The organism is Shewanella maritima, assembly GCF_043643735.1.
Lineage (GTDB): Bacteria > Pseudomonadota > Gammaproteobacteria > Enterobacterales > Shewanellaceae > Shewanella > Shewanella maritima_A.
The window spans coordinates 371,020-385,445 of the sequence record NZ_JBHZSM010000001.1 but is presented as its reverse complement, the minus strand read 5'-3'; the positions used below and the strand labels follow the sequence as shown (position 1 = coordinate 385,445).

At 41.2% G+C, this 14,426-nt stretch carries 13 protein-coding genes and 1 other RNA gene; 9 read left to right on the top strand and 5 right to left on the bottom strand.

All coding sequences use genetic code 11. The features are described 5' to 3' along the window. Window positions 1–5: 5 nt before the first annotated feature. Window positions 6–1,250: a transglycosylase SLT domain-containing protein gene (locus ACHUGF_RS01620; protein ID WP_394129023.1), complete on the top strand. Its 1,245-nt coding sequence runs from the start codon at window positions 6–8 to the stop codon at window positions 1,248–1,250. After that, on the top strand, window positions 1,247–1,828 hold the full coding sequence (locus ACHUGF_RS01615) for a hypothetical protein (protein ID WP_394129022.1): 582 nt from the start codon (window positions 1,247–1,249) through the stop codon (window positions 1,826–1,828). The genes ACHUGF_RS01620 and ACHUGF_RS01615 overlap by 4 nt, the downstream gene beginning before the upstream one ends. Before the next feature lie 175 nt (window positions 1,829–2,003). Here the strand turns inward: ACHUGF_RS01615 and ftsZ are convergent, their stop codons facing one another. The 4 genes from ftsZ to smpB form a co-directional block, all read right to left on the bottom strand. Continuing rightward, window positions 2,004–3,197 carry a cell division protein FtsZ gene (ftsZ, locus tag ACHUGF_RS01610; protein WP_394129021.1) on the bottom strand — a complete coding sequence of 398 codons (1,194 nt, stop codon included), beginning with the start codon at window positions 3,195–3,197 and terminating at the stop codon, window positions 2,004–2,006. Between the two features lie 30 nt (window positions 3,198–3,227). Next, window positions 3,228–4,250: a helix-turn-helix transcriptional regulator gene (locus tag ACHUGF_RS01605; protein WP_394129020.1), complete on the bottom strand. Its 1,023-nt coding sequence runs from the start codon at window positions 4,248–4,250 to the stop codon at window positions 3,228–3,230. A 156-nt stretch (window positions 4,251–4,406) separates the two neighbouring features. Then, window positions 4,407–4,762: a transfer-messenger RNA gene (ssrA, locus tag ACHUGF_RS01600) on the bottom strand. A gap of 72 nt (window positions 4,763–4,834) precedes the next feature. Further along, the gene (smpB, locus tag ACHUGF_RS01595; RefSeq protein WP_394129019.1) at window positions 4,835–5,332 is read right to left on the bottom strand and encodes an SsrA-binding protein SmpB; all 498 of its coding nucleotides are present in this window, start codon (window positions 5,330–5,332) and stop codon (window positions 4,835–4,837) included. A 266-nt stretch (window positions 5,333–5,598) separates the two neighbouring features. On the opposite strand from smpB, the gene ACHUGF_RS01590 reads away from it, so the two are divergent. Together ACHUGF_RS01590 and ACHUGF_RS01585 are read left to right on the top strand one after the other, a co-directional pair. Continuing rightward, window positions 5,599–6,036, top strand: a complete 438-nt coding sequence (locus ACHUGF_RS01590; protein ID WP_394129018.1) for an SRPBCC family protein — start codon at window positions 5,599–5,601, stop codon at window positions 6,034–6,036. Beyond that, complete coding sequence (locus tag ACHUGF_RS01585) at window positions 6,026–6,358, top strand: RnfH family protein (protein ID WP_394129017.1); 333 nt, start codon at window positions 6,026–6,028, stop codon at window positions 6,356–6,358. Before ACHUGF_RS01590 ends, ACHUGF_RS01585 begins: the two co-directional genes overlap by 11 nt. 171 nt (window positions 6,359–6,529) lie before the next feature. Here the strand turns inward: ACHUGF_RS01585 and ACHUGF_RS01580 are convergent, their stop codons facing one another. Continuing rightward, complete coding sequence (locus tag ACHUGF_RS01580; protein ID WP_394129016.1) at window positions 6,530–7,042, bottom strand: outer membrane protein assembly factor BamE; 513 nt, start codon at window positions 7,040–7,042, stop codon at window positions 6,530–6,532. Between the two features lie 272 nt (window positions 7,043–7,314). Here ACHUGF_RS01580 and ACHUGF_RS01575 point away from each other — a divergent pair, with 272 nt between their 5' ends. The 5 genes from ACHUGF_RS01575 to aceA all read left to right on the top strand — a co-directional run bounded on the left by ACHUGF_RS01575 (window position 7,315) and on the right by aceA (window position 14,372). After that, a complete protein-coding gene (locus tag ACHUGF_RS01575) occupies window positions 7,315–8,124 on the top strand; it encodes an SAM-dependent methyltransferase (protein ID WP_394129015.1) in 810 nt (269 codons plus the stop codon). 59 nt (window positions 8,125–8,183) lie between these two features. Continuing rightward, complete coding sequence (locus ACHUGF_RS01570) at window positions 8,184–8,387, top strand: hypothetical protein (RefSeq protein ID WP_394129014.1); 204 nt, start codon at window positions 8,184–8,186, stop codon at window positions 8,385–8,387. Window positions 8,388–8,399: 12 nt separating this feature from the next. Further along, window positions 8,400–10,172 (top strand): tetratricopeptide repeat-containing diguanylate cyclase, encoded by a 1,773-nt coding sequence (locus ACHUGF_RS01565; RefSeq protein ID WP_394129013.1) that lies wholly within the window; start codon window positions 8,400–8,402, stop codon window positions 10,170–10,172. A gap of 1,136 nt (window positions 10,173–11,308) precedes the next feature. Beyond that, window positions 11,309–12,961: a malate synthase A gene (gene aceB, locus ACHUGF_RS01560; RefSeq protein WP_394129012.1), complete on the top strand. Its 1,653-nt coding sequence runs from the start codon at window positions 11,309–11,311 to the stop codon at window positions 12,959–12,961. A gap of 85 nt (window positions 12,962–13,046) precedes the next feature. Beyond that, window positions 13,047–14,372, top strand: a complete 1,326-nt coding sequence (gene aceA / locus ACHUGF_RS01555; RefSeq protein WP_394129011.1) for an isocitrate lyase — start codon at window positions 13,047–13,049, stop codon at window positions 14,370–14,372. Window positions 14,373–14,426 lie beyond the last annotated feature (54 nt).

The window sequence follows — 14,426 nt, the reverse complement described above, 5'->3', positions numbered from 1 at the left end:
ATTGTATGCGCAAAAAATTACTTGCTTTATTATGTGTCCCCATATGTTTAGCTTATGCTGATCAAACTTTTGACCAGTTTAAACAACAGCAAAAGACGCAACAACAAGACTATCTGCAACAGCAACAAGCACAATTTGCTGACTTTAGAGAAGCATATCTAAATGAATTTGATGCTTATCGATCTGAACTTTTAGCACATTGGTCTACCCCGATACAAAGCTCCCTTGAGACACAGGTTGAATATAGCGATAGCCTTAATGCTCGCATCATTATCGATGAGCAATCGCAGACATTAACGATTGAACAGCTAATTGGTCATCAGCCTCTCGCTGAAGAAAAACAAGATTCCATCCAGTTGTTGAAAGAGATTACTGATAATCCTGAGGTGATTGAGCAATATCAACAAGGTAAATTTGAGAAGAGCGCTCAACCTGTTGTCGTGAGTAGTCATCAGGTTTTAAAACAACACATCCATATGCAATATGAGCAGGTACTCAGTAGTATAGATGCCGACAAAAACCTGTCTAATGATAACGTTGCCGCTCAAAAGCAATATGAACAACAGCAATATCAGCAACGCTTAACCGAACTTGATAAGCAACTTAATATCGCGGAAAAAAGGGCTACACCTTATAAAAAGGTGCAATCTCTTACCATGGCATTACCTGATGATTATCTATTCAAAAAAGTATCACCGTTTATCAATGAGTTTCAGAAACATGCAAATGTTCAGCAGCAAGATTTACCGTTATTACTGGCAATTTCTCATGCAGAGTCTTCATTTGACCCACAAGCAAAATCTCATATACCAGCATTTGGCTTAATGCAAATTGTACCTAGATCAGCTGGAATGGATGTCGCTAATAAATTGCTAAAACAATCCTCAGCACCTACTGCAACTGAGTTGTATCAGCCCAATACAAATATACTATATGGCGCGGGATATTTATCAATTCTGTCCAATCAGTATTTAAAGGGTATACACAACCAAGAGAGTAAAAAGTTTTGTGTGATTGCTGCTTACAACACAGGGTCAGGTAATGTGGCTCGGGCATTTAATGGTGGAGACAATAAGAGTGTCAAACAGGCATTAGCAAAGATTAATGCGATGAGTAGTGAAGAGGTTTATCAAACCCTGCTCAGCAAATTGCCATATTCAGAAACACAGAAGTACTTAAAAAAGGTGCGTAAGCTCGAGGCGCAATATCAGTCACAAATACCTAAATGGAATGGGGATATCACAATATGATCAAAAAATATGTTTGCTTAGTAGGAGCGATGGCATTATTAACTGCATGTAGTAGCACTCACGAACCACAATCAACACCTTTATCTGAGAATGACAGTGTGCCAAGTTGGGTATTTTTACCTAAGCATGAACAAGGCCTAGCATCATCGAGCTGTGTTATGTGGACAGGTAATATGGCTGCTAGCCGAGCTCAAGCTATTGCAAATGCTAGAGCTGACCTTGCGACACAAATTAACACCAAAGCAATGGTCATGGATAAGTTGGTCAATGAACAAACTCAACAAAATAATAAAACTCAAACAAGTTCAAACTTTGCGCAGGTGAGCAAACAGGTTGCACAGCAAAACCTTGTTGGTTCAACTCCAGAAGAAGTTGTTTTCGCGAGAATTGACGACCAAAAACAGCTTTGTGTACTTGTCGTGATGAAAGACACTAAAGTTGTGTTTGACAAGTTGTTAGAGCAATCTGGTAAGAACTTAGATCCTAATGATGAAGTTGCACTCTATTCAGAGTTTAGAGCACAAAAAACAATGGAACAATTAGAAGCTGAATTGTCGAGTCACAAGCAATTAAATTAGTTTGCGCTTTTATGGCTAGCTTCATTTTGAGCTAATGTGTTCAAGTTTGGATATCACCCGCATCAATGATTTGTGCGGGTGTTTTTGTTGTAGTTATGGTTAAAACTCTATTGCTGATAGCATACTTTGGAAAAAGTGAGTCTATGCTATTGAAATAAATAACATATTTTCTAAATCAGCACCGCCGACGGTGATATGTTGGAGTTTCTAAATCTTGCTCAAATTGATTTATGCTATGAGCTTGCGGTTTAGTTAAATTTGTTTGCTGAGCGTTTTGCTGTAAAAAATCATGTATATTTAACAAGTTTGAATTCTCGTTTGTTGTTTTACTCGTACCACTATCGGTTTTCTCCGCTTCATAATGTTTTATTGCTTTTGCTGGATTGCTGAGTTTTATTTCCTCTTGAGCTGCTTGACTCATTCCAGTAGTGATGACCATCAATTCAAGCTCATTGTCTAATTCAGGTACGATTGTCAGGCCAATAATGACTAGTGCATTTGGTGCTAATTGCTGTTGCAAACATTCGCCTATTTGGTGGTATTGGCTGAGTTCAATTGCTTCAGTGGCCATCACACTTACAATTGCCCCTTGTGCTCGGCTGATGTCCATTTCGGCAAGTAGTGGGTTCTTTAGTGCTTCATTAATGGTTAACTCAATGTCTTGCCCTGTTTGCTGCTTTGCCACGCCCATTGCTGCTTGGCCTTGATGGCTAATGACTTCAATAAAGTCGTTTAAATCGATATTAATGAGCCCAGCCTGACTGATTGTTGTGGTGAGACTTACCAATACATCTTCAAGAATTTGGTTACTTTCATTGAAGGCACTTATCAGGGATATTTTCTTATCTAGTGCTTTTGCAAGTTTATCGTTTGGCAACACAATAACGGCATTATTATGTTGCATTAACTGCTCAAGCCCTTGATTGGCGTAATGGTTGCGTTTATTGCCTTCAAAAGCAAATGGCGTAGTAACGACACTGACAGTGGGTTTGTTTAGCTCAGATGTGATGTTTGCCATTAATGGCAGGGCGCCTGTACCAGTGCCGCCGCCCATGCCGCCTGTGATAAAAATAATATCTGCTTGTGCAATTAATTCTTTAAGCTGAGCTTCTGACTCCTTAGCGGCTTCATAGCCTTTTTGCGGTATAGCGCCAGCACCTAAACCCTTAGTGGTTTGTTCACCTATTTGCAGACGAATACCGCATTGCGACAAGGCAAGAGATTGTGAGTCTGTATTGACGGCAATAAGCTGCACATTGGCACTTAAATTTGCCTGACATAACTGATTGATTGTATTGCAGCCGCAACCACCTACGCCGAACACAGCAATTCTTGGGCTGGTGCTATCATCTTGTATTAACTCGAACATAATTGAACTCCCTTTACCGTTTGAGCAAGCTTAACTGGCAATAGCGACAGTTCTCGTCGTAGACGATTGGTAACGCTGAGTCATTTTGTCTATTTTTCGCTTAAAGTGTCCGCGCAATTTAGCGGGGGCTATTACCTCAACTTTATCGACCATTCCCCATAGGTACGATCTGAGGTTTTCAGAGTCTTCTACACGCGCTTTTACCAAAAAGTCACCACTGGGTAATCTGGTAGTGGTTTGTTGGTGGCTGAATTTGGCATTTCGTAATATAAAGGTGGCCGATGGGGCGAAAATCAATTCCAAATCAATCATCGCTTTTGGCTTTTCAGGCAGTGATAGGTTTGGTTGGTGTAGTTCAATTTTGCTGTTAAGAAGTCGTACATTGCGAAGCATATCAATAGGCTTAGCGTAGCGTTTGGAGTGTAATGCCGTAGCGACGGTAAAAATGAGTAATGGCACACCATTCAATACTCGGATGCCTTGGGGATTAATAGGGTCATAATCAAACCAGTGTGAGGTATTGCCAATAGCCCGTTGAATTTGGCAAGCCACCTGTTTCTGATGCAGCAAGGCTTCTTGGATAATAGCAAGGGCTTGTGGGTCTTGTTCTTGATAAATGATCGGAAACGGTTGTGGCAATTGAGCAACTCTACATGCCCAAAACAACCAAGGACTATCACTGTTTTGTCCTAGCACTCTATCTGCACTGTCAAAGTAAGGTGTTAACTGGGTTATGCTTTGTGGTGGCAACAACTGGCTGGCATTGTGTTTGAGTGTATAAAATGCCAGCGCCATATGCTGATCCATCATTGTCAGTTTAAGCTTGTTCCAACATGATGAAATTGACCACCCAAAGGGCTTATTGCGCTTGTCGACTTCTAAACCAAATTGGCCTTCATCAAGCAGATCATTTAAATCACGCTGCACGGTTCTTAAATCTACAAAGTATCCACGACTGTTTAGCTTTTCGGTCAGCTCTGCGGTAGTGACTTTAGCGGGATAAGTTTTGATATGTTTTAGCATTTCGATATAGCGTGAGATGTTAGTTGCCATTTAATAAGCCCTCAAAAAAACCTGACTATTAAATTAATACTAACCTGCGACAGATTTTGTCGCAGCGTTTTATTTTGGCTTTAAGCCATTATTTGGGATAGGCTTTTTGAATGGCTGAAAACAAAAAGCTCACCCGAAGGTGAGCTTTTTAGTATTTGGTGGAGGCGGCGGGACTTGAACCCGCGTCCAGAAAGCCTACATCCAAGGCGCTACATGTTTAGTCTCTCTTTTGGTTAACCTTGCAAGCTCCGAAAGACAGGATATTACAAGGCGAGTCCGGTACTATTTCGCGGTTCACCCCCGAACAAGGTTCCCTCGCTAGCATAATGTAAGATGACCATCAAAATCCACTGCCCATATGCGAAACGTGTGGCTGATGGCTAGCGAGCCTAAGCTGCTAGAGCGTAGTTATCGTCGTTTGCAACTATAACTGTGCGGCTTTTTACGAGGCCAACCGCCCCTCGACATGCTCCCAGGGTTTCGTGAATCCTGTCGAATCCAGAATCGCCCCCAAAGTCTGTTGATTGTATCGGGTAAATGCCAAAAAACCTAATGCATTTCACCAATTAACAATTGTTTGTTCATTATCCGTCCAATCTAGACTTCTTCATGACCCGTGATTGTTCAACTTTCCATTCACGTTCTTTAGTGTCTTGGCGTTTATCGTGATCTTTCTTACCTTTACCTAGGCCGATTTCTACTTTTACCCAGGCACCTTTGCGCCAGTAGAGTGATAATGGCACTAAGGTGTAGCCTTGACGTTCAATCAAGCCTTCTAATTTATCAATCTCGCTGCGTTTTAGTAGCAATTTTTTGGTACGAATAGGATCGCACACAACATGGGTAGAAGCGGTATTCAGTGGTTGTACAGTACAACCATGCATGAATGCTTCACCGTGTTTTATATACACGTAGCAGTCAGCTAGGGTCACTTTACCCATACGCAGGGACTTTACTTCCCAACCTTGTAGCTCTAATCCAGCTTCGATTTTATCTTCAATTTTAAACTCAAAGGTCGCACGTTTGTTGCGCGTTATCGTTGCTGGTGGGTTCTTTGATTTCTTGGAATTCTTTTTAGCCATATTCGCGTGGTATACCCGCTGTTGCCCATTGCTTTTCTGTGCTTGTTATTAACAGATATGGGGGAGGAATTATCTATTTCAAGGGATTATACCCAAACCTAGCTAAGATGCGAGGGTTTCATGGGTACAAATCACTGACCTTGCTCAAGCTTTTGTTTCAATCAGTACAACAAGAAGAGGGCAAGATAAATTACAGCTAACAGATGCCTTTTTTTGACAACATGATAAAATCCGACTCCTTACTGATAGCCAATGTGTGATGTGACATGCCGAAAATCTCGAAAAATGTGCTAGTTCGTTTTAGCGCATTAGAAATGTATAACCTAGTCAATGATGTAGAGTCTTATCATGAATTCTTGCCCGGGTGCGTTGGCGGCAAAGTCATTGAGTTTGATGGCAAGACCATGGTGGCGTCGGTTGATGTAAGTAAAGCAGGCATTAGAAAGACGTTCACTACCCGTAATCAGGTGGTTGAAGCAAAATCGATTTCATTGGCATTAGAGAATGGCCCATTTAAATATTTACAAGGGCATTGGACGTTCACTGAGCTGGCAGAAGATGCCTGTAAAGTAGAGTTCGATTTAGACTTTGAGTTTTCAAATCCATTAGCAGATGTGGCTTTCGGGCGAGTATTTAGAGAGCTAATGGGGTCGATGGTAACGGCGTTCACAGACAGAGCAAAGGTAATTTATCGTGGCAAGTAATGAGCAAACATTTCCAGTTGACGTGATTTATGCGTTACCCGAGCAGCAAAAAGTGATTACGGTAAATGTAAGTCAAGGCACGACGTTTATTGAGGCTGTAGAGCAAAGTGGCATTCAGGCGTTCTTTCCAGATATTGATTTAGCCAGCATTAAGCTCGGTGTTTTTAGTCGTCAGGTTAAGCATAATGAAGTGCTGCTGCCTGGGCAGCGTGTGGAATTGTATCGCCCTTTGATTGCCGACCCTAAAGATGTGCGCCGCAAGCGTGCTGAAAAAGCAAAAGAAGAAGGGCGCATTAACAAAGTTACTGGCGCGAAAGTGTAGCTTGAGTTTTGTCGACATACTTTACACCTGCCGATAAGTCTTACTGGCTACTTTAAAAGGCACAAAAAAAGCAGAATGATGTCATTCTGCTTTTTAGTCTTTAGCTTTCTAAACTATACCATATAGGCTAAACAAGAATAGGCTAAACAAGATGCGCCAAAGGTAACACGATTAATCAGCTTTGTTTCTATTTTCTAGCTCATCATTGTTATTAATCATTTCTTGCATTTTTTCTTCAACTAACGGCTTACTGTCTGGGCGTCCTTCTGGTACGAGTGGCTCAGCACCAGATGGCTTGATGGTTGGTAATGCACCATCTTCAAGCGGCGTATTAAAGTTTTCGCTTATTTCATAATCGCCTTCAACACGGACAATTTTGTCGTCTTCGAAGTGAATAATGAGCTCTTTGTGAATGATACTGGCATTACGACCACTTTTGAAATGGTATACATAATACCAAGTATTATCAGCAAAGGTGTCACGTAATACTGGGCGACCTAATATGAACTCTGCTTGTTCTTTGGTCATTTCTACACGCAGTTGTTCTACTTGCTGCGCTTCCATATAGTTACCCTGTGGGATATCTGGTTTGTATATTAACCAGTCAAATACAGTACAACCTGACAAAGAAAGGCTCAAAAGAGCGGCACTTAAAATGGTAAGACTTTGTTTTTTGTTAATCATTGTTCGTATTACTTCCTTAATTCTGTCGGCCATGATACCCAAGCCCTACCTATAAAGACAAGCGGATTGCGCACTTGTTTGCATTTTGATTGCTAACAAGGCAATTAGTTCCTGTCTGCCTTAGCTGAAACAAGCGAAATTGATGAGTAAATTGACAAATATTAAGTTGTAGTTGTGATATCAAGTTGTTAACTTTATGTTTTGGGGCTTTACTGTCGTATCAGTACGCAAAACAGATTGGTTTAGCCGGTTTCTCTAACAGGATAAATGCATTGCAACCACAGGTTCATAAAGGTCGATTGGTTTTTATCGGCACAGGTTTACAACTTGCCGGCCAAATTGGCGCTTTAAGTTTGAGTTATTTAAAACAAGCCGATTGGGTTTTCTCCTTGGTGCCAGATGGTTTTACCGAGCAATGGATCGTTGATTTGAACCCTAATCATGCTTCACTGCAGCCTTTTTATGCACAAGGCAATGAGATAAAAAGTCGCCGTGATACTTATACGCAAATGGTCGATGCTATTTTAGAAAAGGTGAGACAAGGATTAAAAGTGGTGGTGGCATTGTATGGCCACCCAGGTGTGTTTGCTTGCGTGTCACATAATGCGATTGCACAAGCTAAGTTAGAAGGCATTGATGCCAAAATGCTGCCTGGAATATCAGCTGAAGCATGTTTATGGGCTGATTTAAGTATTGATCCAGGCCGAAGTGGCCATCAGAGTTATGAAGCGACACAATTCCTGCTTTATAACCATGTGCCCAATCCTAAAACGCATCTATTACTATGGCAGATAGCGCTCGCTGGAGAGCCAACATTAACAGCGTTTTCAACGACAAAGTCTCGTTTACAGGTATTAGTTGAGCACCTTAGTCAATGGTACCCATTGTCACATGAGGTGATAATTTACGAAGCTGCTAATTTACCCGTGCAAAGTCCGAGAATTGATCGTATTCAATTACAGGATTTACCCGATGCCAGACTGGAAATGATCAGTACTTTGCTTATTCCACCTGCGAAAACATTATCTTTGAATTTAGCTATGTGTGAACGTTTAGGCTTTACCGAGGCTGAACTAGGTTAATTTTACCATGGCACTATTGTGGTGACATGGGGTTATGTGTACAACGTTAAGGAGAAAACATGTCGAATTTTAGTGATTTTTTTACCCAAATTAACCAAGACTCAGATTTACTGGAGTCTTATAAAGCTAACCCAAGGGAAGTGATGGAGCAACATGGGTTGAGCGAAGAACAAATACAAGCGGTATTAAGCGGTGATTTAGAAAAAATTAAGGCTTTTGATGGTAGTGATATGAAAAGCTTCATGATCATACATCATCCATAAGAGTGAACTTAATTGTTTAGAGCTAGCTTTTTTATTTTACTATTAGCCTTTGCTTATCCAAGCTGGGGTAAGGCTAATATTGATTTTAAAAAAGAATTAGATAATTTAGATTTAGCGCTGTCTTCAGGTGGAGGCGAAGCGATAAATCAGTTGCAGAAACTACAACAAGTACAACAGCAAATTCCCATTGAGCACCAAGCGCTTTTCTTCACTTTGGTGTCTATTCAAGATCTCTATGTCGGTGACTTTTCTAAAGCAATAGAAAATTTAAACCGAGCGTTAAAGTTAAACCCAGATGAAACGCTACTTACTCGGATTTACAACTATAAAACCACTGCAAGTATTGGCCTAGAAGATTACCAGCAAGCATTTTTACTCTTGCAAGAAAACTTGAAACGCATCGAAATGAATTCAGATGACAGTATAAAAGTACAGTCATACATTCGTTTGTCGAATGTCTACCTGCAGTTAGAAGCTTACGATGAATTATTAACCACGGCTGATAAGATGCTTAAACTTAATAATGGTCAAGATGTGAAGCATGAGTGCTATGGTAAATTATACCGAGGGGTTGGGAACCTCTATTTAAATTACTATCCAGAAGCATTAACCTTTTTCAGCGATGCTGAACAGTACTGTAAACAGTATCAATTGCCTTTGATTGAGGCCATGGCAATTAAGGGGCGTGCTGCAGTGTTATTCAAACAGGGGAAGTATCAGCAAGCTTTACCTGGTTTATTAGATTCACTGTCGCGATATGAAGGGGTCAATTTTAATATTGAAATCTATGATAATTATGGTTACTTGAGCGAAGTTCAGTACTATCTAGGCCAATTTGATGAGGCTTACAAATATGCACAAGTTGTGGCGAACTTACCCAATGAAGCTTTCTATAAGAAGCCAAAAGTCCGCGCCCATGAAGTGATTTCAATGATTGCCAGTAAACGTGGTGATTTTCAGCAAGCCTATCAACATAGAGTCATTGCCCATGCCTTAAGTATTCAGGTATTAGACGAGCAAAAGTTAAAGCAAAATGCCTATCAAATGGCAAGGTTTGAAATTGCCGAGAAAACCCGCGAATTAGACAAGCTCATGCAAGATCACGAACTATTTATTAAGCAGCGTGAGTTATTGAATCAACAGAAAAGTGCCTCATACATGTTTTCAACCGTTTTTGCTGGCGCAGCAGCTTTATTGATGTTGATGTTAGTTGCAGCTTGGGTGCAACGTAATCAGTTTAGAAAGCAGGCACAATACGACGCATTAACCAAAGCGTTAAACCGAGGCGCTGGCCAAAACCGCGCTGAAAATGAGTTTATTCATGCTCAGGCAAAAGAGCAGCAATTTAGTGTGCTGGTAATGGATTTAGATTTATTCAAATCGATTAATGACCGCTTTGGTCATGCCACAGGTGACTGGACGTTGAAGTGTGTATCTGGCGTTGTGCATGACACGATTAGGCCTAAAGATATTTTTGTGAGGCTTGGTGGTGAGGAATTTGGCGTATTCTTACCCGATACGACTGAACTTGTGGCTGCTGAAATGGCAGAGCGTATTCGCCGTCTCGTATCAGAAATTGATACCAAGTTATCCGGGCACCAATTTACAGTCAGTTTAAGCATCGGGGTCAGCAGCGTGACAGAAAGTGATTTAAGTGTCGACCCGCTAGTTCAGCGTGCTGATACCGCGTTATATCAAGCCAAGCGCCAAGGGCGTAATAGTGTCGTGGTTTATGAGGAAAGCTTTGAGAAAAGCGTTCGTAAGCAACAGCGCTCAACATCTTAGTGCAATTAAACTTTCACTCTTGATCACATCTTTAGGTTGAACCTTAAGGGGGAAGCTTAAAAGCAGGCTTAATGATTGCGCTTGAATGTCGTCTTTATCGTTATGTTTGATGGCTGGTAGTATAACCACCTCTATATGTGGAGCTTGCAAGCCATTGCCCATTAATGTGAAATTCAGTCTTGATTCACTTCAGCCTAGAATTGGCTCTGTACCCTTAATATACTCGATAGTCTTTTAAGTTAATGCTCTAATCATTTTTCCAGTTCAAACTCAACCTGATTGCATCCTACATTCCCGCCATCACATAAATCTGATGTAGATGGATCTTCTGTTTATATTTGCCATTTCAACCTAAAAAAGCACAAGATCCTGCTCGTGTTCATACTCTTAGTGCACTCTAAATGGATTAATGTGTGAGCTAACTTTCATGTTGATTTGTTATTAATCACCCATTACCTCCCTTAAAATTCATTTTTTTATAAATAAAGTGAAAAAAAATGCATTTTTTTGCATTTTTTTTATCTGATGATCGGGCAACACGACCTCAATTTTATAAATCAAAAATTGCTTTTTGGGGTTAGTTTACGTAAAGGTAAGAATAAAACGGTCGTTTGAATGTGGTTTGCGTTGGTTTTGTTGTAAGGTATTGAAAATAAACGCTTTAATAGGTTTACCTCTGCGTAGCTTCAAAACGCTCTATTAGAGTGCATGCTACAAAATTAGACTAAAGTTTAGTAATTAAACGTTTACACTTGGTGTTTTTTGGTTGAAATTTTATTACATATCATGGTCTTGGTTAATTGGTAAGACGACTTGTTGGGTTAGTACGTTATTTTATGGTTTTCTCATATTTATTCCTTTCTTATTTGTTTGATTTTTAGGGTTTTATTTTTGCTTTGGTGGTCTTGGTATTACCAATTTAAAATGCTTTTTTTGATGAATTTTTAGACGAAAGTCGCGTCTGCCAACTGTTGCAATTACAAAGGTATGTGGTTAGTTTTTAGTACGAAACAAACATTTGAAGGTGTAAAACTGTTCAGTATGTGAATTGGTCATGGTGATACAAGTCTGCCAATACTAAATATCAATCACATTACTTATACAGGGTTGCCTTAACAGTCTAAAAGGGAATCACTATGACGGCAGAACAATTAGTTGCTAAATATTCACAGCTCTCATCTGATAATCAGGCTGATGCATCTACAAAATTAGCTGTACTTGGCGCTGCTGTAGAAGGACAAGAGGAAGTACTGAATGAAGGTGCGCTAGCGTTACTTGAAGTGCTGTGCAAAAACTTTGCTGCTGAAGTCCCTGAGTTGCTTGAAAAGCGAATTCAAAAACAAGCACGCATAGATAATGGTGAGCTTCCTGATTTTTTACCGGAAACAAGAGCCATTCGTGATGGTGATTGGTCTATTCGGGGTATTCCAGATGATTTACAAGATCGACGCGTTGAAATCACCGGCCCTGTAGACCGTAAAATGATTATCAATGCCCTAAATGCCAATGTGAAAGTGTTCATGGCTGACTTTGAGGACTCACTTGCCCCAAGTTGGGAGAAAGTGGTTCAAGGGCAAATTAACCTGCGTGATGCGGTAAGAGGCACGATTGAGTTCACCGCTCCTAGTACTGGAAAACATTATTCGTTAGACCCTGACCCTGCAGTATTGATTGCCCGTGTTCGCGGGTTGCACTTAAAAGAAAAGCATGTGGAATACGATGGTATCCCCATTCCTGGGGGCTTGTTTGATTTTGCTGTTTACTTCTATCACAACTACCGTGAACTGCTTACTAAAGAGTCTGGTCCTTATTTCTACATCCCTAAACTTGAGAGCCATTTAGAAGCTCGTTGGTGGGCAAAAGTGTTCGCGTTTGTTGAAGAACGTTTTTGCTTACAACCCGGCACGATTAAATGTACTTGCTTAATTGAAACCTTGCCAGCGGTCTTTGAGATGGAAGAAATACTCTATGAACTGCGCGCTAATATCGTGGCACTTAACTGTGGCCGTTGGGATTACATCTTTAGTTATATCAAAACATTAAAGCGTCATTCAGACCGTATTTTGCCTGATCGTCAAGCGGTCACAATGGATACAAAGTTCCTTAGTGCATATTCACGTTTGTTAATTAAAACCTGCCATAAACGTGGTGCATTAGCGATGGGCGGAATGGCTGCCTTTATTCCTGCAAAGGATGAAGCGACAAACAAACAAGTGCTTGAAAAAGTAAGAGGCGATAAAGAGCTTGAGGCTCGCAATGGTCACGATGGCACTTGGGTTGCGCACCCTGGATTAGCTGATACCGCCATGGGGATATTCAATGATTACATTGGTGGCGGCAATACTAATCAGTTGCATATCACTCGTGATGTAGATGCGCCAATTTCAGCCGCTGAGCTGTTAGAACCTTGTGATGGTGAGCGCACTGAGTCAGGTATGCGTCTAAATATCCGCATTGCATTGCAATACATCGAAGCATGGATCCAGGGTAATGGTTGTGTGCCTATTTATGGCTTGATGGAAGATGCGGCAACTGCAGAAATTTCACGTACTTCCATATGGCAGTGGATCCAGCACGAGAAAACGCTTTCTAACGGCAAATTAGTTACTAAAGACTTGTTTAGAAGCATGCTCCAAGAAGAAATTCAATACGTCAAAGCCGAGTTGGGGGAAGAGCGCTTTAATGCTGGTCAATTTAGCCAAGCTGCCAAGTTATTTGAGCAAATCACCACCTCTGATGAACTCATCGATTTCTTAACATTGCCCGGTTATGAGTTATTAACCGCATAAAACACTTACAACATAAATTTAAGCAAGATTAGGCAAGCAACATAAGGATGCTTGCTACACAAAACACACAGGAAGGAGAAACACTATGTCTAACACTACAGAGCAGTTAACCCGTCAACAACAGATTGATGCGATTAAGAAAGATTGGGCTGAAAACCCACGTTGGAAAGGTGTTAAACGTCCATATACCGCAGAGGAAGTGGTGAAGCTACGTGGATCAGTTGTTCCTGAAAACACCATCGCCCAACGTGGTGCTGCAAAGCTATGGGATTTAGTGAATGGTGGTGCTAAAAAAGGCTATGTGAACTCTCTTGGCGCGTTGACTGGTGGTCAAGCGGTACAGCAAGCTAAAGCGGGTATTGAAGCGATTTATCTATCAGGTTGGCAGGTCGCTGCCGACGCAAACTTAGCTGGTACTATGTATCCAGACCAGTCGCTATATCCTGCAAACTCTGTCCCTGCAGTGGTGAGCAGAATTAATAACTCATTCCGCCGTGCTGACCAAATTCAATGGGGTAAAGATGTTAACCCTGGTGATGAAGGCTTTACCGATTATTTCTTACCGATTGTGGCGGATGCTGAAGCAGGTTTTGGTGGCGTACTAAATGCGTTTGAACTGATGAAAGGCATGATTGATGCCGGTGCTGCGGGTGTTCACTTTGAAGACCAATTGGCGTCAGTTAAAAAGTGTGGTCACATGGGCGGTAAAGTATTGGTTCCGACGCAAGAAGCTGTGCAAAAGCTGGTTGCGGCGCGATTAGCTGCCGATGTCAGTGGTGTTGAAACATTAGTTATTGCACGTACCGATGCAAACGCGGCCGATTTGATGACTTCAGATTGTGACCCTTATGATCGTGATTTTGTCACAGGTGACCGAACTGAAGAGGGCTTCTACCGTGTTAACAACGGTATAGACCAAGCTATTTCACGCGGTTTAGCTTATGCACCTTATGCTGACCTTATCTGGTGTGAAACAGCAACGCCGTGTTTAGAAGAAGCTAAGAAGTTTGCTGAAGCAATTCACGCGCAATATCCAGACCAACTACTTGCGTATAACTGTTCTCCGTCGTTTAACTGGAGAAAGAACTTGGATGATGAAACGATTGCTAAGTTCCAGCAAGAGCTTTCTAACATGGGTTATAAGTACCAGTTCATCACCTTAGCGGGTATTCACAACATGTGGTACAACATGTTTGACCTTGCTTATGACTATGCTCGTGGTGAAGGTATGAAGCACTATGTTGAGAAAGTACAAGAAGTTGAGTTTGCTGCTGCTGAGAAAGGTTATACATTCGTGTCGCACCAGCAAGAAGTGGGTACGGGTTACTTTGACCAAGTCACAACTTGTATTCAAGGTGGTAAATCTTCTGTGACTGCACTGACCGGTTCTACCGAAGAAGAGCAGTTCTAGTGAGCCAGTTGATACTGGTGTGAAAGCACCAGTATCTGATGTACTTCCTTTTGT